Below are 26,150 nucleotides of genomic sequence, written 5' to 3'. Positions count from 1 at the left end.
GAGGCGACGTCGACCGAAGGCGATGAGCGTGATCCCGAGCCGGAGAGACCGTCATTCATCTCGACGCTGGCTCAGGCCCTTGGCCAGGCGGTCGGCTTCGGCAATCCCGACGACGACGCGCCGTCTTCGCTCTCGGCCGTGCAGTTCCGCGAGATGTGGGAACGCTTCGCCAACGAAAGCGAAGCCGAGATGCCGGCCGACGATCAGGAGCTGGTCGACGTCTTGTCTGCCGCCCTTCTGCTCGCGCGCGACGAATGGGGCCGTTCGATCGAAGTGACCGTAAAGCGGCTCGAGCTTGGCGACGACCTTCCGGCATTCGATCTGACCGTTCGCCATCGCACGGGCTTCGCCAACGACGTGCGCGTGTTCCTCTGCAATCGCCCGACCCAGGGCGGCGGATTGAAACGCCAGCTCGACAAGGTGTTGACCGCGATGCAGGGCAAGCCCTGCTTCATGCTCCGCGCCAGCGACTTCCCGCCGAACAAGAAGAACCAGACCGCGCAGGCATTCCGCAAGTTCCGCGACGGCGGCGGCCGCCAGCTCCTCGTGCCGATCCCCGAGTGGGAACGCATGATGACCGTTCGCGAGTTCACCGCCCATCACCGCAACGACGCGGGCATGACGCAGTGGCTCGAAGGCACGAAACCGCTGTCGAGCCTCATTTCGATCATTCACCTCTTGCGCCTCGATCTGCTCGGGCGTCCGGTTCCGCGCCTTGTCGCCAAGAGCATGGACGATCCGCAATCGACGCTCGATGGTTTCGACGCGATTTCCGCCGAGCAGGCGCACGGCGCCGAAACGGCTGAAGGCGACAACGGCGTCCCGGCAAATGACGACGACCTGCCGATGTCGGTCATTCTCGACGAAAACGGCAGTTACGGCGCCAGCATTCTAGCGGGCGGCGAAAAGGGCAATCGCGGTCGCGCTGTCACGATGAACAAGAGCGTGCTGAAGCGCCACGCGGCGTTCCTCGGCGGCTCGGGCTCCGGTAAAACGACCCTCGCATTGTCGTTGATCGAGCAGCTTCTCCTGCGCGGCGTTCCCGCCGTCCTGATCGATCGCAAAGGCGATCTCGCGAGCTATGCGAACCCCGATGTCTGGCGTTCGAACGAGAACGAGTCGGCCGAACGGCGCGCCGAACGCGAAAAGCTGGCAGACGCCATTGACGTCGCCGTCTATACGCCGGGCCGCGCTTCGGGCCGTCCGATCTCGATCACGCTGCTGCCGAACGGCATCAACGAATTGCCCGATCACGAGCAGCAGCTCTTGGCCAATCTGTCGGCCGCGGCGCTCGGCGAGATGCTTCATCTGAAGAACTCGGCAACGCACCAGAAGCAGTCGGGCGTTCTCGCCGTCGCGTTGCGCATCCTCGGATCGCTATCGACGAACGAAGTGACGCTCGCCGACCTGATCCATCTCCTCGAGGATGAGCACCCAGAACTCACCGACCAGACGCAGCGCATGGACCCGTCGGGTAAACTTCGCCGCGATCTCGTCGCTCAGCTCGACTCGCTCCGTCTCCGCAACGCCGCTCTTTTCGAAGGCGGCGGCGAAAGCCTGCGCATGGACAGCCTGCTGGGCCTCGGCAAGTATCAAAGGCCGAACCGCACGCGCCTGTCGGTCATTTACACGGGCTTCCTCGGCGACAACGAGAACATCCTGTTCTGGGTTTCGCAGTTCCTGTCGGAGGCGCTCCGCTTCTGTCAGCGCAACCCGAACGACGAACTGCAGGCCGTCGTCATGTTCGACGAAGCCGACCTTTATATTCCCGCGAACTCTAAGCCCGCGACCGCCGAGCCGCTGCAGAGCTTGCTGAAGCGCGCCCGTTCGGCCGGCCTCGGCATGATGCTCGCAACCCAGTCGCCGGGCGACCTCGATTACAAGAGCCGCGATCAGATAACGAGCTGGTTCATCGGCCGCGTCCGCGAAGACACGGCGCTGCGCAAGCTGAAAGCCGCCTTCCAATCCGAGTCGGGCCTCGACCCGACGGTCGCGCTTCCGGGCCAAACGGTCGGCGAGTTCCATCTCGTTCAGGAAGGCCTCGTAAGGCCGATGAAGGCACAGCGTTCACTGATCGCCGCCGAGCAGGTCCCCTTCGACCGGATCGAGCAATTGGCTGCTGAAACGAGAGGCACCGACGAGAGGCAGCTTCGCCTTTTCGACCTCCGGTAATGTTCAATTCGCGTTTCAAACCCCGACATAATCCGTGATGATGCGGTGCCAGCAGTTGCGGCACCGGACGGAGCCGATGAATTATTCTGAACGACTAAGCGTTTGAAATATATAAACTTATTATAACTTTTTGCGGCTAGCCGAAAGTCGTTCTTTCTACTGTTGCCACAATGCTTTTTGTGTGATCCGGTTTCTACGATCCGCCGGTCAAACGCCTTGCAACCCCTGTCAAGTTTTTTTGCAAAGCTGTATCCTTCAAGGACGCTGGCTAGAGGGGTTTTGGCTGGCTTCGCTGATTGGGGGCGGCTCCTTTTAGCGGAATGAGGTGTCGAGACCGAGGGGGCAAACCGGTCGAAACATCATCTTTTTAGGGCCGCGAGTAACAGTGGAGCGAACTCAAGGGTTCAGTGCGGGGTAAAGTGTTATGGTGGCGAAACCTTTCGTCATGGTGGTCGTTGCAGCGCTCGTTGGTCCTGCAGTCGGCGTCGGCCTTTTTATACTGATGAATAATTTCTAGGCTTCCGGACTTCCTGCTTTTCGCTGAGAGATCCAAGCTGCTTTCGCGTTGGCGGCATCGCCGCCTGCGCGCGCCGTATATTTGCCGTAACTCCGAACGGAAGCCGACAAGCCTTCGCTGACTTGACGCCTCAAAGCTCGACTAGCGTCTAATACTCAGCCGCCGCCCATCTCGGCGATGGCATTAGCCCGGCTTTGCGACAGCGATGTTACGTTTACTGCGGCATCTGACCGCTTTCGCGGAGTTCTGTCTCTGGGTGCCGCGCGCGATTGTGCGCTGGCTCATGATGACGGTCGCGTTCAATCCGAAGCTCGGTCCGCTCCGGCACGTCTTCACGGCGGCATTCCTCTACGTTCTCTTTGCGATCCTCCTCGTTTACGTCGCTGCACCGATACGCGGCTACATCGGCGAGCTTTCGATGCATGACAGGCTCGGCTACGACGCCGAGCGATGGCTGGCGACGGCGATCTACGACCCCAAGGGAAGCTTCGTCGGCACGTTCGACCCGCGCCTCGATAGCCTGCGCGATGTGAACTACACCGACAGCGCCATCGCGCTCGGCGACTACGTGGCGAACCCCGACCACAAATCGATCCCCGTGCGCGAGGTACCCGAGCAGTATTGGCGCTGCCTCTCGTTTCAGGAAGACCGCTACCTTGGCGGCCCGCTCAATCCATTCGGCATCGACCTCATCGGCGTTCTGAAAATTCCGCTGACGACGATCACCCGTTCGATCGCGGCACACCGCCCAAGCCTCGGCGTCGGTGGCTCGACGCTGCCGATGCAGTTCGCGCGCGTAATCTACAAAACTCCGCCAAGTCCCGATGAGGGCGGCATCACGAAACTGCGGCGCAAGCTCGGCGAATGGTGGCTCGCGCCGGTGATCTATCGCGAGTTGACCCGCGGTGGCGACGACACGCTTCTGAAGCAGTGGGCGGCGAACCACATCTGGCTTGCCCAGCGCACGGGCGGCCAACCGCTCCACGGCGTCGAAGTGACGAGCCAGGTCGTATTCGGCAAGGAAGCGAAGGATCTCTCGACGGCCGAGCAATTCGTGCTCGCCTCCGCTGTCAACAAGCCGATCATCCTGCTCGAAGGCAACGACCGGCTGAATGCCGTCCGCCTCGATCGGTGGCGCTACATTACGGAAGTCCGCGCCCGCACCTGCGCCGAGAAGCTCATCACCGACGAAGCCGAACAGAAAAAGGTCGTCTTCGAGTTGATGGAGCTCGCCGGCGGCCCACCCGATCCAAAGGTGAAGCCGAAGCTCGAAGCGGCTCTCGAACGGTTCGCGCCGGAACAAGTGAAACGCGCCGAAGCCAATCCGACGATCCGCGCCAACCTGCTTCTTCCGGCTGCCCGCTTCGGCATCCGCGAGGAAATGAAACAGAGCTACGGCTTCGGCTGGCGCGATTACGTTCGCGGCGTGACGACAACGTTCGACATCGGCGAAAACCTCGCCTTCCGCGAAAAGATCGACAGCGCCCTCGCCGAGCTCGACACGAAATGGACGTCGCGCATCGACCCAGCCTATACGCTCGATCCCAAAAAGGTGACGGCCGACAAGGCGCTGCCCAACGTCATCGTGGTCGCGGCTGATGCCGACGGCAACATCGTGCGCTACTACGAAGCCGGAGAGACGGCCGCGTACTTCGGCTCGCTGCCAGCACGCCGCGCCGATAACGGGCTCTATGATTCCACGCGCGAAAGCCGTCAGGTGGCGTCGACAGGCAAGATGATCCTGGCTGTGGCGCTCGCCAATCAGGGACGCGACACGGCGGAGAGCCTCTACGCCGATCCGCAAGCACCGGCGCAGGGCCTCGACACGTGCGCCAAGGGCGGAAGCAACGGTAACCGCAAAGCCGTCGTCGCTTTCGCATGTTCACTCAATGCGCCGCTGATCACACGCGGCGCTCAACTCGGACAAGCGCCGATCAAACGGCTGATCGACGGCTTCGGCTTCACGATGCCACCCGCCGCGGAGTTGGGCGGAACACCACCCTCGACGGCCGTCGTTCTTGGACAGATCGCCGGGGCGCCCCAGCGCGTGCAGTTCATGTCGAGCGTGATCTTGGCATCGCTGATCGGACGCGGCACGAAGCCGGTCCGGCCGCCGACATTGATTGCCGCTTATGACTACACGCAGAAAGGCGAAGGCGGCGCCGGCATCGCCGCGGAAGCGCGCCCCGCCGTCATCCCGAAGTCGCTCATCCGGCCGGGCGCGGTGTGGATCATTCGGTCTCTACTCGAAGCGCCGCTCTGCTATCAGACCGGCGGCCAATCGTACGGCACCCTGAAAAGCCTCAGCCAATGGTGCGCCCGCCGCCGCGGCGACCTGCGGCTCCATTTCGCCAAGACCGGAACGTCCGTTTCGCTCGATCCGAACGCCACCGTCGATGCCTGGGCATCCGGTGGACTGCAGTTCGCGAACGGCGCCGCCTATTCCTACGTCGTCCTCGTCGGCACCGGCACGGCCTCGAAACCGTGGGCGCGCGATCTGCATTCGGCTCAAATTGCTGCCCCCCTTCTCGATGTCCTTCTCCGCGACCTCGCCGATCACGCCAAAGCGAACCCGCGCCGGAATTTACTACCGCCTCGCCGGCCCGCATCGACACCCGTTGCAAGTCTTCGCGGCGCTCAGCGAACGCTCGCGTCCGAAGGGACGATCGCGCGCGACGGCTCACCATCGGACGCTCAGCTCCGCACCCTCACAGCCAACGAACGCTGAACAAACCGTTCATCCTCTCGCTGAAAATCCGCCAGCACTCGAACATCAGCGAGCCGCAGTTGCGACATTAAAAACGCGGACTGCGCGTGGAGTCTCCGCCTCTCACTTGGGATGGGTTGGCGGTGATGAACCTGGATGGTCCTGAATTCGGGCGCGGGACGGGCTCGATGCGCCTCTACGCCGATACGCGCGACGACGCCACGCCGGAAAAGCCGCCGCGCGATTGGAAGCGCGCGATCTTGATCGTCGGACTCGGCACGCTGTCGTGGGTCGCAACCTACGTCGGCATGCTCGAGCTGATCGAAGCCAACATGGGCGATCTGCCGCTCGTCCACCGCATCATCGTCGGTTTCTCGGTCGCGATGCTGATGACGATGATCATCTGGCTTCTCGATCAGCTCTTCCGGCCGCTGCCCTTCACTACCAGGCTTTTCTATGCAGCGGGCTACGTATTCCTCTCGCTGATATCGATCGGGTTCGGCTTCGGCTTCTACTGGAAGGTTCTCGAAAGCCGCGGCGAAGCCTCCCGTTCGGCCGAAAGCGCGGTATCGCAAGTTCAGAATTCCCTGCATGGCGCGGAAACCCGCCTCGAACAGTTGCAGGCGACACTGGTTCAACTGACCCAGGTCTCCACCGAGAAAGCCGAGCTAGAGCGCACGAAGGGAACGTCGTGCCCGAATTCGAAGCCGGGCGACGGCCCCCGCCGCAAAATGCGCGAAGACGATGCGCAACGCTTTTCGTTTGCCTCCGACTTCGTCAAAGGCCGCATCGGCGCCGTCAAAACCGACATGGGAGCGCTCAACGGCGATCTCGCGAAAATCGTCTCTGCAGATGCATCGACCTTCGATCCGAAGACAGGCACGCGTAACGAATTCATGCGCGCGCTCGGCCGCAAGCTCGACATGACCGCGACGGGCTTCAACGCCTTCCGGACCGATCCGCAGCTTCGCCAGATCCGCTCCGACCTCGCCGACCGCGCCGAACGCACGACCTTCGGCGAGGGGAAGAATGGTGCGGTCTCCTGCCCCGACCCGCAGTTGCAGATGGCATTGCGCGGCGTCGTGAAGGCCATCGATCAGCTGCCCGAGTTGCAGAAGCCGGAGATCGCAGCGGTCGAAGGCCCGGAGGCGACGATCGAAGCCTTCCGCCGCCTGACCACGACGTTCTACGGACTGCTGTCCTTCAAGATGCCGCCGTCCGCTGACGAACTCCGCGAATTGCAGAAGAAGGCCGTGCAATCGGTCGAGAATTCAGGCGACGCCAATGCGCGTGCGCCGCGATCCCTCGTCGACGATCAGGTCGCAGGCCTTTCGAAGCGCGATTACGTCCCGCTCGCCGTCGCCCTCTTCGTCGATATCTGCCTGTTCCTCGTCTCAATGGGCCAGCGTGCAGGCAGCCGCCTCGACGGCCTCGTTCCGAAAATGCAGGCTGCCGAGCGCGGCCCGGTCATCGAGATCCTTTCGCGCTTCAACGACATTCATCGCGACAAGCAGATCCGCGAAAACTTCGAGCTGTTCCGTCATGTCGTCTTCGACATGAATGGCGATTACTACGTCGCCGTTCCCCTCGATGCGCCGCCGCGCATGAACCCGACCGAACGCGAAAACCTGCGCGTCGAAGCGCAGCTTCTTGCCAACCTTTTCGCGAGCTTCGAAAAAGAAAAAATCTTCAAGCGCACGATGCTGCCCATAACGAGCAGCATCCAGAAGCGCCTGAAGCGCCAGGGGTCGAAATTTGCGGGCTCGGAATCGTTCCGCGTCTACAAGTTCACGAACGGTGCATGGTCCGACATCATCCTGGGCGCCGTCATGGGTGCCGCGCGCCGGGCCGCGAGAAGCGATGGCACGATCGGCCGTTCCGCCGAACGCGATGCGCCGTCAACGCCGTCAATCACTGAAACGCCAGCACCGGAACGAGCGGCCCCATCCGCTTCGCGCGATGAAGATCGCGACGAGCCGATGACCGCCCCGAATTTCGAGCACAACATTCGCCCCGCCCGCCCGAACCTCGCGATTGATCCCGAGCACGCCGCTCGCTTCGGTCCCTATGCGGAAGTCTATCGGCCCGAGCCGGCCCTTCCGTCAGCGATCGCGCCGCAAGCGCCTCGTGTCCGCCGCGCGCCGCCGAAGCCCGATCCCGAGGCGGACGTCACCGTCAAGGCCGCTAACAGCAACACCATTCAAACGGCGCCCATCGCACCGCCACCCCTACCCGATTTCCGGCACGCGACGGTCGTCACGATCCCCCGTGCCCATCAACCCCGCAACGAAAAGCCGGCAGACGCTTCCACGCCCGCCGAGCCCCGCGCCAGCGTGACGTTGCAACGCGAAACCGCAACATTTTCTGTGCCGGTGAGCGAGGCGGTTATGCCACCATCGCTCGAAGCCGCAATGAGCAGTTTTGACGGCCGTTGGATCGAGGTCGAGAGCGAGAATAGCGGCCCGGCGAGCGGAAATGCCCTGCCTCATCTTGACGAGGAACAACTGCATGGGCCGGCAGAAGAAATACAGCTTTCTGAAGGCGATAGAGCGCTTATCCGTCGAATCGCACCACCGGCTGCAGAATGAAAAAGACTTGGAAAGAAAAAAGGATAACGACGTTCGCCTTAAATCGAACCGACCGGCAACGCTTGTTTAACATTCTTCTTGGCTTAATGGGGCCGCCGAATGCCCAGCGGGGGGCAGTTCGAAATACCGAATTCAGTCGGCTCAAGATAGGAAATCATAAATGCGCATCGCTTCACCTTCGCGGCTCATGATGGTAGCTCGAACGGATAAGGAAGCACGCCTCAAGGACTTCATTGGGGACGGTCTGGCACCCCGCGAAGAAGGCCCGGCAGACCATAAGTGCTTGACTGTTTTTGTTCGCAATCCCGACAGCCCGGTCGCACGCGCTCTGTGCGCTGCGTGGTCTGAAGGGCGGATCGACGACACTCGCGTCCGTATCCTGATTTGCGATACGAACGCCGAAGAACCGGCGGCGACATCGTTGCTGGACATCCCGCATGCCGAATTCCGCGTTCTCGCCGACCATAGCTTCGGCCCCGCGCACGAACAGCTCGTCGTTCGTCAGAGCCGCGTCTGGATCGGCGATTGCCTCCGCCGCGATCCGACGAAGCGCGATGCTTTCGAAATCTATCATGCCGACGATGCCGCCACCGGCGTATTCGCCAGCGCGTCCTTCGAAAAATTGTGGGTGCGCGGCCGCCCGCTGAAGCCTCTCGCGGCGAGCGTAGCGCCGGAGATCATTGCCGTACAATCGGCCGAGCCGGACGCACTGCCACACAATCCGCGTCACTAGCGCGACGGTCGTCGACGTACACGAATTTCTTATCATCCTCGGGCCCGGCCCGAGGATGAATTGTTTAACAAATCCTCAAAGCTTTTTTGCGCGCCCGCGCCTCGCCGCCAACGGCCGAGGCCGGGCTATTGCGCGTTTCCCGCGCAACTTATCCCCGCCTTTTCACGCTGTGATAGTCTTTGCACGTGCACCCGGAGAAAAAGGCCGCAAGAACGCGCAATGGGCGGCATTTCTGAATTTGCCGCCGCGCTTCGGCCCTTGGCCCCTGTTGGGCTTTTGAAACACTCGCCGATTAGCGATACTCCGCCCGGGCTGAGTTCCGGGCGCCAATCGTGTGCCGAGCGAAGCTCCGATCGCCAGGCACTCAACCCGGCACTCAAACAGGATGCCACCCCATGCACGTCATCGCGCGCCTTGCAGTGTTTTTCGCTCTCTTACTGGCCACGTTCTCGAGCGCCAGCGCCACCGAGAAACCCTTCCTGCACGCAGGGATTGCGGCAGACGCGAAACGCTACGAAACCTATCTCAAGGCCAATTGGAAGCCGGACGGCAAATCGCCCGCCGAGCTCAAATCCGAAGCGGAAAAAGTTTTTGCAACCGACCCAAGGGCGGCGTCGAGATCCCTCGCCAACGCGGTCGCCGTCGATGAAAAAGATTCCGCCGCGTGGACGCGCCTTGCCGAAGCCCTGCTCGCGATCAAGCCCGATCCCGACAAGGGCGGCGAACGCTACGACTTGCCGATTTATGCTTCCGGCGCGGCCTACCGCGGCTATCAGCGCGCGACCGACGACGCGCAAAAAGCGCACGCTCTTTATGTACTCGGCCGCACACTCGAAACCCGTTCCTACTGGCGCCCGGCGATCGACGCGCTGAGCCTCAGCCTAACCCTCGCCGACGATCAGACCACGCGCGAAATGTATGACCGCCTCCGTGGCGAATACGGCTTCCGCATGACGGATTACAAGACCGACAACGAGGCGACGCCCCCGCGTCTCTGCCTCCAGTTCTCGGAAGATCTTTCGCGCACGCAGACGGACGTCGCCAAGTTCATCTCTGTCGGCGGCAAAGATCCTCAGAACCTCGTCCAGGAAGGCAAGCAGCTTTGCCTCGAAGGTCTGAAGCACGGCGAGCGCTATGAAGTGCAAATCCGCGCGGGCCTCCCCTCCGACATCGGCGAGACGCTGCTGAAGACGGCGAACATCGCCGTCTACGTGCCGGATCGCTCCGCGTTCGTCCGTTTCAGTGGCAAGGCCTACGTACTGCCGTCACGCGGACAGCAAGGCATCCCTGTCACGACGATCAACACGAGCAAGATCGACGTCGAGGTCTACCGCATCGGCGACCGGAGCTTAGCGACGACGCTTCAGTCCGGCGACATGCAGCGTCAGCTTTCGAGCTACGACGTCGACAACATCCGCGATCGTTCCGGCATCAAGGTCTACCAGGGCCAGATGGATATAACGTCGAAGCTCAACGAAGAGGTGTCGACCGCCGTCCCCGTCACCGACGCGACAGGCAAGCTCGAGCCGGGCGTCTACGTCATGGTCGCGAAGCCGACCGAGAAGCAGAAGGAAGAAAGCTACGAGCGCGCGACGCAGTGGTTCATCGTCTCTGACCTCGGCCTGACCGCGTTCACCGGCAACGACGGCGTTCACGCGCTCGTTCGCTCTCTGACGGAAGCGACGGCCGTCGCTGGGACCTCCGTCAAGCTGATCGCTCGCAACAACGAAGTGCTCGCAACCGCGACGACCAATGATCGCGGCTATGCAAAGTTCGACGCCGCGATAACGAAAGGCGAAGGCGGCGCCGCTCCCGCAATCCTCGTCGCGCAGAAGGGCGAGGGTGAATACGCCTTCCTCGACTTGACGCTCAATGCCTTCGATCTGTCTGACCGCGGCGTCCAAGGCCGCGACCCGTCTGGTCCCGTCGACGCGTACGTCTACACCGAACGCGGCGTCTACCGCGGCGGCGAGGAAGTGAACGTCACCGCGCTCGTTCGCGACCAGTTCGGCAAATCATCCGCCGTACCGACGACGCTGATGCTCTTCCGGCCCGACGGCGTCGAGCAGACGCGCCTCGTGATGAACGATCAGGGCCTCGGCGGCCGCGCGCTCGCCGTGCCGCTCGCCAAAGCCGCAATGACCGGAACGTGGCGTCTGCGGCTCTATACGGACCCCAAAGCCGAAGCCATCGCGGAGAAGAGCTTCCTCGTCGAAGACTTCGTGCCCGAACGCCTCGACATGACGCTCTCGGCCGCCATTCCGGCTCTGACGCCCGACGAAAACCAAACGATCAATGCCGAAGGCCGCTACCTCTACGGACCGCCGGCTGCCGGCCTCGGCATCGAAGGTGAAGTCGTCGTCAAAGCCTCGAACAAAGACGTGCCTGGCTTCGCCGGATATGTCTTCGGACAGGCCGACGAACTCGTGAACCCCGCGCGCCAGCCGCTCGAGGCGAGCCTTGCGATGGACAAGGATGGCAAAGCCGCCATCCCGATCGTCCTGCCGCAAATGCCGAAGACGCCGAAGCCGCTCGAAGCCGCGATCACCGTCAAGCTCCGCGAGGATGGCGGCCGCACGATCGAGCGTAACATCACGCTCCCCGTCGACCTGAAGCTCGAGCGCATCGGCATCAAGCCGCTATTCGAGAACTTCACCGCGGCCGAAGGCCAGAACGCCGATTTCAACGTCGTGCTTCTGGGCGCTGACGGCAAACCTGAAGCGAACAGCAATCTCACCTGGACGCTGACGCGCCTCGACACGAACTGGCAGTGGTATCGCCGCGACGGATCGTGGACGTACGAAGCCGTCACAGTGAAGCGTAAGATCGGCAACGGCGCGCTCACCGTCACCGCCGATGGGGCCGCAAAAATTTCACAGCCCATCCAGTGGGGCCGTTATCGCCTCGACGTCGCATCGAACGACGCCGACGGCCCGGCTTCAAGCGTGCTCTTCAATGCCGGCTGGTACACGGCAGGCGACAACGTCGACAGCCCCGAGCAGCTCGACGTCGCGCTCGATAAGAACAGCTACAAATCCGGCGAGACCGCGAAGCTGCGCATCGCTTCAAAACTCGGCGGCAAGGCGCTGATCTCCGTGCTCGGCACCGGCCTCCACCTGATGAAGGAAGTCGACATCGCCAAAGGCGGCGGCGAGGTTGAAATCCCAATCTTCGACGAATGGGGCCCCGGCGCCTACGCGACGGCTATTCTCTATCGCCCGATGGATGAGAGCCAGAAGCGCATGCCGAGCCGCGCCATTGGCGTCCGCTGGTTGCCGATCGACCAGAGCGGCAAGCATCTGAAAGTTGCCGTGACGCTTCCGGAAAAGGTGAAATCCGGAAGCACGTTCACGGTGCCGCTGAAGGTCGAAGGCCTGTCGCCTGGTGAAGACGCGCGCGTCGTCGTCGCGGCCGTCGATCTCGGCATCCTCAACCTGACGCGTTATGAAACGCCGGCGCCTGAGAAATATTTCTCCGAGCAGCAGAAGCTCTCGTTCGAAATCCGCGACTTCTACGGCAAGCTGATCGACGGCATGCGCGCCGATCGCGGCAAGCTGCGCTCGGGCGGCGACGGCGGAGCAGCCCTCCAGGGCAACCCGACGGTCGAAACAGTCGTGTCGCTATTCTCCGGCCTTGTACGCGTCAAGGAAGACGGCACCGCAAGCGTCGACTTCGAGCTTCCTGATTTCAACGGCACCGTCCGCGTGATGGCTGTCGCCTGGAGCAAGGACAAGGTCGGCCACGGGTCCGGCGATCTGATCGTGCGGGACGCGGTGGCGCTGACCGTCGCAGTGCCGCGCTTCATGACGCTCGGAGACGAGGTGAACCTCGGCTTCAGCATCCACAACGTCGATGGACCCGCTGCGGCCTACAAGCTCGCGCTTTCCAAAAAGGATGGCGACGACACCAACGAAACGCTCACCGAGATTGCCGACAAGACGGCGGACCTGAAAGGCGGCGAACGCACGCTTCAGCGCATCGCCTTCAAACCCGCCGATATCGGTCCGCTGACACTCAAGGCTGTCGTCACCGGCCCGAACGATATTCGCGTCAAACGCGAGATGACGTTCGTGGTCCTGCCGCCTGCCGGCGATATCAAGCGTACGACGATCTCGTCGCTGAAGCCCGGCGGCAAGTTGCAGGTCACGCGCGATCTGGCCCAAGATCTGATCCCGTCGCGCACGCGCATCAACCTCTCCGTCGGCCCGGCCGCGCGTCTCGACGTGCCGACACTTCTGGCTCAGCTCGACCGTTATCCCTACGGCTGCGCCGAGCAGACGGTGTCGCGCGCGATGCCGCTCGTCGTCGCCAATGCGGTCGCAGCGCAGATCGGCCTCGCCGAGGACAAAGCCCTCAAGGAACGCGTACAAGGCGCAATCGCCCGCGTCTTCGACATGCAGGACTCGACCGGCGCCTTCGGCGTGTGGGGACCGTCCTCGACGGACCTCTGGCTGACCGCCTACGTCACGGACTTCCTGACGCGCGCCAAGGAAGCGAAATACGATGTGCCACGCGAGGGCTTCAATCGCGCCCTCGATAAACTGCAGAACTTCATCGCCTACGCGTCCGACTTCGAGAAGGGCGGCGAAGATCGCGCCTACGCGCTCTACGTTCTCGCTCGAAACGGCCGAGCGCCCGTCGGCGATCTCCGCTACTACGCAGACGAGCGCATCGAACGCTTCTCGACGCCGCTCGCCAAAGCGCAAGTCGGTGCGGCGTTGGCGATGATGGGCGACAAGGAACGCGCCGAGCGGGTGTTCGCAGCCGCTCTCGCAGCCATGCCGGATAAGCCGGATTCCGGCTACCGCAGCGACTACGGTTCGATGCTTCGCGACGGCGCCGCACTCGTGACGCTCGCCGCCGAAACCGGCGTCGCTCGTGACGCACAGCCGAAGCTCGCAACCGTTATCGCCAAGGCCTACGAGACCCGCAGCTATACCTCGACGCAAGAACAGGCATGGATGCTTCTCGCAGCGAAAGCCTTGAACGACGAGGTGAAGGCGACGACGCTGTCAATCGATGGCAAACCGATCAACGGCCCGCTGCTCAAAGGCCTGAAGCCGGCCGAGCTGAAGGACGGTACGCTGACGATCACCAATAACGGCGACACCGCCGTTGATGCCGTGATCTCCGTCATCGGCGCCGCGCTGACGCCGGAACCGCCTGCTTCGAAAGGCTTCAAGATCGAACGTCAGGCCTACGCGCTCGACGGCAAGAAAGTCGATCTGGCGAGCCTGAGCGGCGGCAAGGCCGCGGTGAAGCAGAACGATCGCTTCGTCATCACCGTCAAGGTCACGTCAGACGAGCCGGCAGGCCGCGTCATGGTCGTCGACCGCCTGCCCGCCGGCTTCGAGATCGAGAATCCTCATCTCGTCGACAGCGGCGCAATCGCTGGCCTCTCGTGGCTGAAATCGACCGCCGACCCCGAGCACACCGAATTCCGCGACGATCGCTTCGTGGCGGCATTCAACTTCGCCAACGTGCGCACATCGTCCGATACTTCGAACGGCGAAAATGGCAGCTCGGTCGAAGGGGTCGATCAGAACTCGGTCGAAACACCGGTCGATGACTCGCTCGTCCTGCCTGACGGCACGGCGCAGAAAAAGCCGCAAGCCGTGACGGTGACGCTCGCCTACATCGTCCGCGCCGTGAACCCTGGGATCTTCGTGCATCCCGCGGCGACCGTCGAAGACATGTATCGCCCCGAGCGTTATGCGCGCTCGGCCGCGGGTCAGCTCACAGTCTCTGCAAAGGAGTAATCCGACGTGAGGCTGGGGCTCTTCGCGAAACGCATCAAGTCCACGTTGTTCCAATCCTCCCCCCAAAAGGGGGAGGGCCGGAGCGGGGGTGATGAGCAGGTTGTGCCCCAAGCATCAGCCACTCTCCTCCGGCGCTTTTCAATGCCTCGCATATCGTGGCGTCGCGCCACGATGGCTATGGGTCTTGCACTGTTCATCTCCGCAGGCGGCGCGTACGGCGTATATCTCAAAGCCTTCGCCGACGCCGGCCCGCTGCCGCTCGAACAGGCGAAAGCCGTATCCGTAACGGTCGTTGATCGCGACGATCGCCTGCTACGCGCCTTCACCACGACCGAGGGCAAATGGCGGCTGCCGGTCGATCCGAAGGATGTCGATCAGCATTACTTGAAGATGCTGTTCGCATTTGAAGACAAGCGCTTCTACAGCCACCACGGCGTCGATCCGAAAGCCGTCGCGCGCGCCATCCTGCAGATGGTGCGCCACGGCCGTCTCGTCTCGGGCGGCTCGACGTTGACGATGCAGGTCGCACGCCTCCTCGACGGCAAGCATGAGCGCACCGCAGGCGGCAAGCTCCGCCAGATGGCGCGCGCCATCGAACTCGAACGCGCGTTATCGAAAACCGAGATCCTGAAACTCTACCTTCGCCTGGCGCCGTTCGGCGGCAACCTCGAAGGCGTCCGAGCCGCATCGCTCGCCTATTTCGGCAAGGAACCGCGCCGCCTCTCCCTCGGAGAGTGCGCGCTGCTCGTCGCTCTTCCGCAATCACCCGAAATGCGACGTCTCGACAGGAACCCGGAAGCCGCACGCCGCGCGCGTGATCGCGTTCTGACCCGCGCCGCTGCGGCGAAAGTCATCACGGTCGCGGAAGCAGAACGAGCAAAAGCCGAACGCATACCGTCAATTCGTTACGCCTTCCCGATGTTCGCGCCGCATCTCGCCGAGGCGGAAGTTGCCGCGCGCCCCACAGAGAACGTCATCAAGCTGACGCTCGAACGCAATCTTCAGGGCAACCTCGAACGCCTCGCGGTGGAGCACGCCCGGACGATCGGTGACAACGTCTCGACGGCGATCATCGTCGCCGATCACCAGACCGGCGAAATCCTCGCCGAGGTCGGCTCCGCCGACTACATGGATAGGACGCGCCACGGTGCCGTCGATATGGCGACGGCGGTGCGCTCGCCGGGCTCGACGCTGAAGCCCTTCATTTATGGCCTCGCGTTCGAAGCGGGCCTCGCGCATCCCCAAACGCTCATCGAAGATCGCCCCGTCCGCTTCGGAAACTACGCGCCGAAGAATTTCGACGAGGGCTATCACGGCACCGTCTCGATACGCGAAGCGCTCGAGCAATCGTTGAACGTACCGGCTGTGCGCGTGCTCGCGCGCGTCGGACCCGGCAAGCTCGCCGGCCGCTTCCGCCGCGCCGGAGTGACGGCACGCTTTCCCGATAAGTCTGAACCGACGCTCGCCATGGCCCTCGGCGGTACCGGCCTGACGCTCGAAGAGCTTACGGCTCTTTATGCCGGCCTCGCGCGCGGCGGCGACGGCATCATGCTGACCCATCGCTATGATCAGCGCGGCAAGATCTGGGCGACGACGCACGTCAAGCCGCTCGTCAACGCCCACCGTTTGATGTCGCCGCTCGCCGCCTGGTATGTGACGGACATTCTGAAAGACGCCCCGCCCCCGCTCAACGCCAAAGGCGGCCGCTTCGCCTACAAGACCGGAACGTCCTACGGCTACCGCGACGCCTGGGCCATCGGTTACGACGGCCGCTACGTGATTGCCGTTTGGGTCGGCCGTCCGGACAATTCGAGCATTCCGGGCTTGATGGGCCGAAGCGCCGCCGCTCCGATCCTGTTCGACGCCTTCGAGCGCGTACCCGGCCCCCGCGTGCCACTGCAGGGCGCCCCGGCCAACGTCATTCGCGGAACGAACGCCGATCTGCCAGCGCCACTCAAACGCTGGCGCGACCCGGGCGACGACCCGGCCGGCGGCAAATACCTCCAGCCGCCCGTGCTGATCTCGTTCCCGCCGGATCTATCCGAAATCGCCGAAACCGACCTCGACGGCGAGCCCCTTGTGCTCAAGGCCGACGGAGGCGCACTGCCGCTCACCTGGCTCGTCGACGGTAAGCCCATTGAATCGGACGCCCACACACGCGAAGCGGTATGGCAGCCCGCGGGCGCAGGCTTCGCCAAGCTCACGGTGATCGACGCCAATGGCCGTACCGACCGGGCCCTTATCAGACTAAGATAGTCGGATCACATAGACGCGCGCAAAGCCCGGTATGGGGCAAGCGCCCGCCGCACATGGGCGCGGAGCTGGCAATGTTCCTCGCCAGGAGCATGCAATGGAACTCGCGGAGTTGCGTCGTGTTTTCGCGCGCCAAATGCTGGCGCTCGCTGACGTATGGGACAACAAGCGGCTCGAAGACGCGTTCGCCCACGTTCCTCGCGAAAAATTTCTCGGGCGCGGCCGGTGGCATATTCTGACGCCGTGGTCGCTCCAAAACTACGCCAATAACGGCGATCCAGCCCTCGTCTATCAGGACGTCGTCATCGCCTTGGACGAGGAACGCGGCGTCAACAATGGCAGCCCTTCCTTGCACGCCCGATGGCTTGACGAAGTCGCGGCGGGTCCCGGCGATCGCGTAGCTCACATCGGCGCGGGCACCGGATATTACTCCGCCATCATTTCGGAGATTGTCGGACCCGAAGGTCACGTCATTGCCGTCGAATATGATGCCGATTGCGCCGCGAGAGCCCGTGAAAATCTTTCCGAGCGCCGGAACGTAGACGTCGTTCACGCCAACGGCTGCGACTGGCCGAAGGACGAAGTCGACATCGTATATGTGAATTTTGCGATCCCCCGCCCGGCCGACCCTTGGATCGAAAATCTGAAGCCCGGCGGACGTCTCATCTTTCCTCTCGGTGTCCCCAGCACGACGCGCTCGCACGGCCGATCGCTGAACGGCGTCACGATAATGGTAACGCGCTTGGAGGATGGATATGCGGCGTCATCCTCTTACCCCGTCTCGTTCGTTTTTGCAGAAGGGCTGACACCGGAACCCAGCGAAGAGGAAATCAGAAATTTGTATCGGAGCCTCAAAAGGGGCGGATGGGAGGGCGTAAAAAGTCTCGTTTGGAAGCAGGCGGCCGATAGTGCAGAGTGCTGGTACGTCGGGTCGGATTGGGCCCTGAGCTACAACGCAATTACGTCCTAAGCCTTATTCTCTTCCATCGCACATTTTGGAATTCGAACCGACCATGAGACGCCACCGCGCCGCGATCCGAAAATTTGCGCTGATGGTCGCAATGACCGCCGCTCCGTTGACCTCGGGCGGCTGCAACGAGACCGCGAAAAATGCGGCATCCGACCGGCCACTTCCCGCGCTCGGCGCCAAAATCGATGAAACGTCCGTCTCTGGCATTTCATCGGGCGCCTACATGGCCGGACAATTCCAGATGGCGCACGCAAAACGTGTTGCCGGTGCCGCCATCATCGCCGGCGGACCGTACGGCTGCTCCGAGAGCGTCTTCGCCGGCACGATGCCGGGCGCGGGAACGGCGTTCCTCAATCTCTCAAAAGCCGTCAACGGCTGCATGCTCGATCTCCTGGGCGCTTGGGGCGTCTCCGACCCGCAAGACCTTGCGGCGAAGGCCAAGGAGCGCGCCGACAAAGGCGAAATCGATCCGATCGCCGATGTCGTGAATGATCGCGTCTATCTCTTCACCGGAACCTCCGACCGCACCGTCGCGCCGTCGATCGTCCGCCACGCGGCGACGTTCTACGAAAAACTCGGCGTGCCCCAAGCGAACATCGATCTCGTTTCGAACCTGCCTGCGGGTCACGCCTTCATCACGGACAACGAAGGCAACGCCTGCGGAGTGTCCGCATCGCCGTACATCGACAATTGCAATTATGATCAGGCAGGAGCCCTGCTGAAGCACATCTACGGTAACCTTGAGCCGCGTGCTGCAACGCCCGGCGGAGAGTTCATTGATTTCGATCAACGCCCGTTCTTCCCGAGCGACGACAGCGCCGGACTCGCCGAAACCGGCGTTGTCTACGTCCCCAAGTCGTGCAAGGTCACTGCCGGTTGCCGCGTTCATATTGCCTTCCACGGCTGCGCGCAGAATCGCGAAGCCGTGGGCGATGCGTTCGTCAAGGAATCGGGCTTCGCGCGATGGGCGGACACGAACCGGTTCATCGTGCTTTTTCCACAAATCGCGGATTCTCCGATAAACCCGCAAGGATGTTGGGATTGGTGGGGTTATACCGGCCCGCTGTATCTTACGCGTGACGCGCCGCAGATTGCCGCAGTAAACCGCATGCTCGATGCCTTGCAAGCGCCGGGCGGAGGCGCATAAAGGCTCGCAGCCAGCAAGCGCTACGAAAGCCGCCGCTTCAGCGCGGCTAATGGGGGGAATTCCAGAATGCTCGCACGTGAACGCCTCGTTGCGCCCCTCGTGTCCCTATCGTGGCCCCAAGCGCCGAGCATTTCATCCGGCATAAAACGAACGCTCGAGGTCGCCGCGGCCGTTGCGACGATGGGATGCCTCGTCATGGCGGCCACGTTGCCGAGCGATCGCGACAACGCTTCGTCCAGAGCCTCGAACGGCGTTCCCATATCGACGGCCCTCTCCCCCGGACGCGAAACCGATTTCGGCGCCTACCTCGGCGCGCCCTATCACTACCCGAGCGACTTTCACCTCGTGAAGAAAGGCGTGACGGATCTCACGATCAAGAACGTCGAATGGTACACGCTGCCTTTCGAAAACCCGCTGTACTACGGCGTCCGTCTCCAGCGTTGGTTCACGGGCCGCTTCGGCTCCATGCTCGACTTCACGCACTCGAAAGTCTACGCCCCGCTCGACCAAGAGGCGAATTTCGAAGGTACGTTTGACGGCAAACCGGTGCCGCCCACGGCGAAACCGCGCGACTATTTCAAAAAGCTTGAATGGACGCATGGCCATAACATGCTGACGCTCAATGCCATGATCCGTCTGCCGTCACTCGGAATTGTTTCGCCGTATCTCGGCGCGGGAGCCGGGCTCTCGTTCCCGCATTCCGAAATTTATCCAAAGACCGATCCGTCGCGAACCTACGAATATCAATACACCGGCCCAGCCGGCCAGGCTCTCTTCGGTCTCGAGTTCCGGCTTCCAACCGGCTCCGTGTTCGTCGAATACAAATTCACATCGTCCGACTATTGGGGTCCACTCACCGGCCGTGACGGCACGTGGTACCCGATCGACATGTGGCGTCAGTTCTCGCGCTGGTGGAGCGGCGAAGAACCCCCGAATGGCTGGGCGGGCGCTCGCCTGACGAGCCATCAGGTGATCGGCGGCTTCCTCACGCGTTTCGTGCCGAAGACTGCCGGAGCGAAGTAAGCGGCGAGCGTCGCTTCGAACGTCCGAAGCTCGGCGGCAAGCCACGTCTCGAAAACAGCCGCGGCGTCGGGAGTTTTCGCTCCTGCGCGGCGAACGAGATAGTAGCCCTGCCGCGACACGACGATATCGAACGGCCGCACCAGCCGCTTCGCGAGGAGCGCGTCTCCAGCTTGAATCTGATCGGCGAGCGCGAAGCCTTGTCCAGCCTCCGCCGCAGCTAGCGCAAGATCCCCATTGAGCGTTGGTCCCGACGGCACCACGCGGCCGGAAATTCCCGCCGCCGCGAGCCACGCGTTCCAGCACTCCTTCGCCGTCTCCTGGATAAGAAGGCCGCCATCGAGATCGGCAGGAGCCGAGAGAGGATTATCCGTCAGGAATTTCGGACTGGAGACGAGCATCAATCCTGCGTCGACGAGCTTCCGCGCCTCGACGCCGCTCCATTCGCCGCCCCCGAAGCGGATGCCGATATCGACATCTTCCTTGGCGAAATCGACGAGCCGGTGACTTGGGTCGAGAACGATATCGATGCCCGGATGAAGCTCGGTGAACTTTCCGAGCCGCGGCACCAGCCAGAGCGCGGCAAACGAAACATCCGACGTCACGACCAAGCGCTTGCGTCGACGCGACGGACGCGCGAAGCGGCTCGACGCGGCAGCGATCAGATCGAACCCCTTCGTCAACTCCTGAGCGAACGATTGCCCGGCTTCCGTCAGCGCCACGCCGCGACCCGTCCGCTCGAAGAGCGGCGTTCGGAATTCGGATTCGAGAGTACGGATATGACGGCTGATCGCAGCGTGCGTGACGTTGAGCTCATCAGCCGCGCGCGAAAAGCTGGATAGCCGCGCGGCGGCTTCGAACGCTTTCAGAGCATTGAGCGGGGGCAGTCTGCGGACCATGCCCGATGTAACAATTCCTTACACGTCCTGTAAAGCAATGCCGTTTGTCCCGCGTGGCCGCCGGGCTCACCGTTCCCTCAAACGTCGAAATCGGAGAACGGCCATGATGCGCGTTATCGAACACCTGATCGAAACGATAGAAACGCTGTTCTATCCGGATCGTCGCCAGCACGATGGCGACCAGTGGAAACGGTAGTGTCTCGGAAGTTCTCGTCATCCTCGAACGGACGAGCATCGCGAGGCCGTTCGGGGATCCAGCGTAAGAAGTGCCGAAGGCACGACACTGCGTCTTCGACAAGTCTAACGCTGGATCCCCAGCCATCGACGCAGCTCCGCTGCGCTCGGCCGAGGATGACGGTCTATGCGATGGGGCGATCGGCTTTGTAACGGCCAAACGACCGCTGCCCATCTTTTGTAAAGATCACCACCTCATAGGGTTCTGGTTCACCACCCATGCCCGGTGAGCCAGCGGGCATTCCCGGAACGGCGAGTCCGATGGCCTCCGGTTTCTCGGCCAGCAGCCGTTGGATAGCGTGAACCGGCACATGCCCCTCGATCACATATCCCGAAAGCTCTGCTGTGTGGCAGGACGAGAGCGCGGCCGGCACACCCAAACGCGCTTTCAAGGCCTTCATTTCCGAAGTCTCGGATACGGTCGCCTCTAACCCATGGCTGCGCAAATGTTCGACCCAGGCGCTGCAGCATCGGCAGTTGGGGTCTTTGAAGACCTTGAGGATGGGGGCTGACTGCGCCGAGACGCCAGTCGTCAGCGACGACAGCGCCAACGCGAGGCCTCCGAGTACGGCGCGTCGATCGTAATGATTGGCTTGCTGCATTCCAGGTCCCTCCGAAGACTGAGGCTCGGCGCGACGCGAGCCGGTGACATGCCGAGCGTCTTTCAACGTTTCAATGAAACGGTGATAGACGCTAGAACCGCTTCAGCAGCCGGTCGATGTATTCGAGTTCGTCCTGCGGCCGGAGGCTCTCACCCGAACGCTTTCTGAGCTCTTCGAGGATTTCGCGCGCCCGCTGGGCGTCGATCGCGTCAGGCACCTTCACGGACGTGCCGAGATCAGGCCCCTGCGCGCGCTGCGGCCGGCCCATCGGATCGCGCGGAGAGTTGCCGCCGCGGCCCAAACGCTGCTGCGCATTCTTCTGCATCTGCTCGGCCATCTGCTGAGCGCTCTGACGCATCTGCTCGAGCGCCTGCCCCTGCTGATCGGCAGCTTCGCCAAGATCGTTTTGCTTCAGCGCTTCCTCGGCCCTGCCCATCGCATCCTGCGCGTTGCCGAGCTTGTCGGGATCACCCGCACCCATTTCCTCAAGATCTTTTTTCAGCTTGTCGAGTTCGTTGCGAAGCTGCGCCTGACGATCCTGCAGGCTGCCCTTGCCCTGCTGCTGCCGTCCGGCGGACTTGCCCTGCGAACCCTGCTGGCCTTGGCCCTGCTGGCCGCCACCCTCCTGATCCGCATCCATGTCACCCTGGCCGCCTTGCTGGCGACTCTGGCCTTGCTGACCCTGCTTGCCTTTACCGGTCTTCGGTGAGCCCTGACCGTTCGGATCCTCCTGCGAGCCGCCTTGTCCTTCCTGGCGCCGCTGCTGACCGTACGTGTCGTCCATCAGCTGCTGTTGCTTGCCGGTGAGATCGCTCAGCTCGTTGAGCTTCTTCATCATCTGCTGAGCGCGCTGCTGCTGGGCGCGCGCCTCGGGCGAATTGCTCGCCTGCAGGCGGTCCATCAACTCGCGCAGCTCGGAAAGCATCTTCTCGGCGTCATCGCGCGAACCTTCCCGCGCGCTCTTCTCCAGATCCTTCATCATCTGGTCGAGATCTTGCTGACCGAGCTCTTGGTTCCGATCACCCTGCTGCTGATCGCCGGAGGGATTTTCCTTCTCCGCGTTCTTCTGCATTTCGTTGAGATAGTCGTTGAGGCGTTTCTTCAGATCCGCCATCGCATCTTGGATTTCTTTGTCGTCGCCCTTTTCGATGGCATCCGACAGACGGTCCTGCGCATCCTTGAGCGCGCGCTCCGCCTGCGACAGTGCACCATCCTCGACCTTGAGCGCGATCTGCCAAAGCTCAGCGATGGACTCGTTCAGCGCCGCGCGCGTCTCCTGCCGGTCGAGACGATGATAGATCGCCCTGAGGCCGAGATAGACGCCGTCGTCGGTGATGAAGCCCTGCGGCTCCATGGTCAGCGCATCGAGCGCACGCACGACCTTCGGCCGGTTGCGAGCGTCCTCCGCTAGGTACCGCCGCTGCTCGACCAAAGCCCTCGCCAGCGGATTTTTGAAGCGGCGCGACGGCAGCGCGATTTCGATCGGCTCACTGCGCCCGACCTGCCCGCCGACATCTGTCGCCTCGAGCCAAAGCTGCACGCGCTGACCAGCCCACGGATGCTCGCCGATATCGAGAAGCGCCGACGTATCGACAGTCTTTGCGCCCGGACGCGGAATTTTGAGGCTGAGCACTGGCGGACGTTCGAGCGGCAACCGCGGTCCCGTGAGCGGGGGCGGCTGCGCCCACGACTTCGTTGCGTCCACGGGCTTCGGCGGCGCCTTGCGTACTTTAACTTCGGCGCTCTGAAGGCCGTAATCGTCTTCCGCCTTGTAGAAAACGCGCATCGAACCGCGCGGCGTGCCGGTGATGTCCTTGGTCAACGCGATCTTCGGCAGCGCATCGGGGATGACGTCGAATGTCCAAAGCCCGAGCTCACGCGTTCCCGACAGAGCGCGAACGCGCGCCGACTTGCGGATCTCGTAGCGCGTCTCCGACACGCTCGCGGTATCGCCCTTCTTCGAGTTTTCGGGAGGCACTATGACCGGCGCAGTCGCGCCATCGGTTAAGACTTCAAGCGAGACGCCATCCGAGCCGAACCCGACGCCCCGAAGCGTCAGCAGGCTGCGATCGGGCACCTCGAAAAATTTGATCCTGTCCTTGGCGTCGTCGGCATTTTGCTGCGAGCCATCGGCCAGCAGCACCGGCGGCAGCGCCGTATATGGCGGCGGCGTGACCCAGGCATCGACGCGCGCCGGAGGTCCGGACTCGCCGGCACCGAAGCGGAAAGCGGCAGCCAGACGATCACTGAGGCTTCCCGTCGCCAGAACCGCAATCGGCACGAACATGACGAGCAAAAGCCCGCGGACGGCCCAGGGATCGAAGCGATCGGTTCTGGGCGCCGGACGCCCGACCCGGAGACGCGAAATCGCCCGCGCCAGACGTTCCCGATGCGCCTGCCAGATCGCCGACGTGGTGGCATTCTGGGCGCCGGACGTCAGCGTGTCCTCGTACGACGTCGCGGGCCGGTGTGGAACGTTGGAACGGCGCTCGATCCGCCGGATGGCGTCTTCCCGCGTCGGCCAGGGAATGCGAACCGCGTAAACGACAGCCGCGACGGCAGCGGCCGCGAAGGCAACCAGCAGTATCTTATGAGGGAGCGGGTCTAGGTAGGGCCATATGCCGAGGAACGACAGCATGACGAACACGAGCGCCACGCCGATAAGGAGCCAGAGCCGCGGCCAAAGGCGCTCGAAAAACAGCGCGACCGTGCTGAGACGTACCTTCCGCGCCAAGGACCGCGAAATATCGGGACCGGGATCCCTGTTCTGGGGCTCTACCATGCGCGCCTAAGGTAACACGGGCCTCTGACCCCGCACGTTAACAAAATGCAACTATGAGAGGCCGAATGACCCGCCTATCGGCCTTTTCTACGGCCTTTTTGTGCGCCGAAGGCGCGGCATAGCCAGAGCGTCGCCGGGGCGACCCGCGCCGCTACAATTAGGCCTGGAGCCACGGCGGCAGATGATCCGCCCCGATCAGATCGTCGTAGGTCGGCCGTGGCCGGACGACGGCATAGCGATCACCATCGACCAGCACTTCCGGGATGAGCAGGCGACTGTTGTAGGTCGACGACATCGCCGCTCCATACGCGCCCGCCGACATGACGGCGAGAAGATCCGTCGGCGCGACCGGAGGCAACGCCCTGTCTTCCGCAAGAAAATCGCCCGTCTCGCAAACCGGCCCGACGATATCCTGCTGCACCGGCGACAAATCCAGGGACGCTTCGTTGACCGGCCAGACGTCGTGATAGGCCTCGTAGAGCGTCGGCCGGATCAGGTCGTTCATCGCCGCGTCGACGATCGTGAACGTCTTGTCGGTCCCTTCCTTCACGTAGACGACCTGCGTAACCAGAACGCCTGCGTTTCCGACGATCATGCGGCCCGGCTCGAGAACGAGTTTGAGGCCAAGACCGCCGAGCGTGTCCTTGACGACCGCCGCGTATTCATCGGGTGTCGGCGGAATGTCGTTCGCACCCCGGTACGGGATGCCGAGACCGCCACCGATATCGAGATGCTCGAGCGCGATACCGTCGGCCTTGAGATCGCGCGCGAGATCCGCCAGCAAGCGAAACGCATCGCGAAACGGCGCGAGATCCGTGATCTGGCTGCCGATGTGCATATGGATGCCCGAGATCTTGATGCCCGGAAGCTTGGCGGCTTCCGCATAAAGACGCCGCGCATCCTCGTAGGGTACGCCGAACTTGTTTTCGGCTTTGCCCGTCGAGATTTTCGCGTGCGTTTTGGCATCGACGTCGGGATTGACGCGAATGGCGATTGAAGCGGTACGGCCAATCGCCGTCGCGACATCGCTCAGCGCATGAAGCTCCGGCTCGCTCTCGACATTGAAGCCGTGAATTCCTTCTTCGAGCGCATACGCCATCTCACCGCGCGTCTTGCCGACGCCCGCGAAAATGATCTTCGACGCCGGAACGCCCGCCGCACGAGCACGCCGGAGTTCGCCTTCCGAGACGACGTCCATGCCGGCGCCGAGGCGGCCCATCGTCGTGAGTACGGCCTGATTGGAGTTCGCCTTGACGGCAAAGCAAATGAGCGCGTCCTGCCCTTTGAACGCCCGCGCCAGAACTTCGTAGTGGCGCACGAGCGTCGCGGTCGAATAGCAATAGAAGGGCGTCCCGACCTCCGCCGCGATGCGTGCGAGGCTCACGTCCTCGGCATGAAGGATGCCGGACTTATACTGAAAGTGATGCATGGGAAGCGCTTCTAGCGGATGAGAATGACCCGCGTCACCGGAAAAGACGAGGAAGGCTCAAAAACCGGCTGAGCGAACCGGCTACCGTAACAGCGGGTCGAGAATGAACGATTCGTGCGGTTTCGCCGGAGCGTCTGAATTCTGGCCGGCGGCGTGAGCATCGGGCGATTTCGCGTCGCCAGCCGCCTTGGCGGCAGGCGGCGGCTCGAGGGGCCCTTTAACACCGCAGCCTGCAAAACCGGCGCAAGCCGCGCCGACCAGCGCCACCGCGATCCAGGATTTCGTGCTGCGTGAGAGCACGGCCATGCCAAAAACACTCCAAAACCATTCGGCCCGCT

Annotated in this window: 14 protein-coding genes; 9 read left to right on the top strand and 5 right to left on the bottom strand. The window is 62.8% G+C overall.

The genetic code is table 11. The annotated features are described in order from the left end of the window. The 9 genes from K2Q04_RS22130 to K2Q04_RS22090 form a co-directional block, all read left to right on the top strand. Nucleotides 1-2,172: helicase HerA-like domain-containing protein (locus tag K2Q04_RS22130; protein ID WP_291167889.1), on the top strand; the 2,172-nt coding region annotated here is incomplete at its 5' end. Between the two features lie 722 nt (nt 2,173-2,894). Then, nucleotides 2,895-5,417: a transglycosylase domain-containing protein gene (locus tag K2Q04_RS22125; RefSeq protein WP_291167877.1), complete on the top strand. Its 2,523-nt coding sequence runs from the start codon at nt 2,895-2,897 to the stop codon at nt 5,415-5,417. An 86-nt stretch (nt 5,418-5,503) separates the two neighbouring features. Beyond that, entirely contained in the window at nt 5,504-7,984 is a 2,481-nt protein-coding gene (locus K2Q04_RS22120; protein ID WP_291167873.1) for a hypothetical protein, read from the top strand. A 160-nt stretch (nt 7,985-8,144) separates the two neighbouring features. After that, nucleotides 8,145-8,717 (top strand): hypothetical protein, encoded by a 573-nt coding sequence (locus K2Q04_RS22115; RefSeq protein WP_291167870.1) that lies wholly within the window; start codon nt 8,145-8,147, stop codon nt 8,715-8,717. Nucleotides 8,718-9,112: 395 nt separating this feature from the next. Beyond that, nucleotides 9,113-14,476 carry an alpha-2-macroglobulin gene (locus K2Q04_RS22110; RefSeq protein WP_291167868.1) on the top strand — a complete coding sequence of 1,788 codons (5,364 nt, stop codon included), beginning with the start codon at nt 9,113-9,115 and terminating at the stop codon, nt 14,474-14,476. Between the two features lie 141 nt (nt 14,477-14,617). Beyond that, nucleotides 14,618-16,732 carry a penicillin-binding protein 1C gene (gene pbpC / locus K2Q04_RS22105; RefSeq protein ID WP_291167865.1) on the top strand — a complete coding sequence of 705 codons (2,115 nt, stop codon included), beginning with the start codon at nt 14,618-14,620 and terminating at the stop codon, nt 16,730-16,732. A 94-nt stretch (nt 16,733-16,826) separates the two neighbouring features. Beyond that, nucleotides 16,827-17,699, top strand: coding sequence for a methyltransferase domain-containing protein (locus tag K2Q04_RS22100; protein ID WP_291167862.1), 873 nt, complete (start codon nt 16,827-16,829; stop codon nt 17,697-17,699). 43 nt (nt 17,700-17,742) lie between these two features. Then, complete coding sequence (locus K2Q04_RS22095) at nt 17,743-18,846, top strand: poly(3-hydroxybutyrate) depolymerase (RefSeq protein ID WP_291167860.1); 1,104 nt, start codon at nt 17,743-17,745, stop codon at nt 18,844-18,846. A 66-nt stretch (nt 18,847-18,912) separates the two neighbouring features. Next, nucleotides 18,913-19,869 carry a hypothetical protein gene (locus K2Q04_RS22090; RefSeq protein ID WP_291167857.1) on the top strand — a complete coding sequence of 319 codons (957 nt, stop codon included), beginning with the start codon at nt 18,913-18,915 and terminating at the stop codon, nt 19,867-19,869. Here the strand turns inward: K2Q04_RS22090 and gcvA are convergent. The 5 genes from gcvA to K2Q04_RS22065 all read right to left on the bottom strand — a co-directional run. Then, on the bottom strand, nt 19,812-20,765 hold the full coding sequence (gcvA, locus tag K2Q04_RS22085) for a transcriptional regulator GcvA (protein ID WP_291167854.1): 954 nt from the start codon (nt 20,763-20,765) through the stop codon (nt 19,812-19,814). The two genes, K2Q04_RS22090 and gcvA, sit on opposite strands and share 58 nt — an antisense overlap. Nucleotides 20,766-21,124: 359 nt before the next feature. After that, entirely contained in the window at nt 21,125-21,601 is a 477-nt protein-coding gene (locus tag K2Q04_RS22080) for a DUF411 domain-containing protein (RefSeq protein WP_291167850.1), read from the bottom strand. Nucleotides 21,602-21,692: 91 nt separating this feature from the next. Beyond that, nucleotides 21,693-24,335 carry a TIGR02302 family protein gene (locus tag K2Q04_RS22075; protein WP_291167847.1) on the bottom strand — a complete coding sequence of 881 codons (2,643 nt, stop codon included), beginning with the start codon at nt 24,333-24,335 and terminating at the stop codon, nt 21,693-21,695. Between the two features lie 205 nt (nt 24,336-24,540). Continuing rightward, on the bottom strand, nt 24,541-25,812 hold the full coding sequence (lysA, locus tag K2Q04_RS22070) for a diaminopimelate decarboxylase (RefSeq protein ID WP_291167844.1): 1,272 nt from the start codon (nt 25,810-25,812) through the stop codon (nt 24,541-24,543). Nucleotides 25,813-25,893: 81 nt separating this feature from the next. Further along, a partial coding sequence (locus K2Q04_RS22065) for a lipoprotein (protein ID WP_366935782.1) occupies nt 25,894-26,150 on the bottom strand: 257 nt, incomplete at its 5' end.

Source organism: Hyphomicrobium sp., from assembly GCF_019753045.1.
Lineage (GTDB): Bacteria > Pseudomonadota > Alphaproteobacteria > Rhizobiales > Hyphomicrobiaceae > Hyphomicrobium_B.
This window is presented reverse-complemented; position numbering and strand designations above follow the sequence as displayed.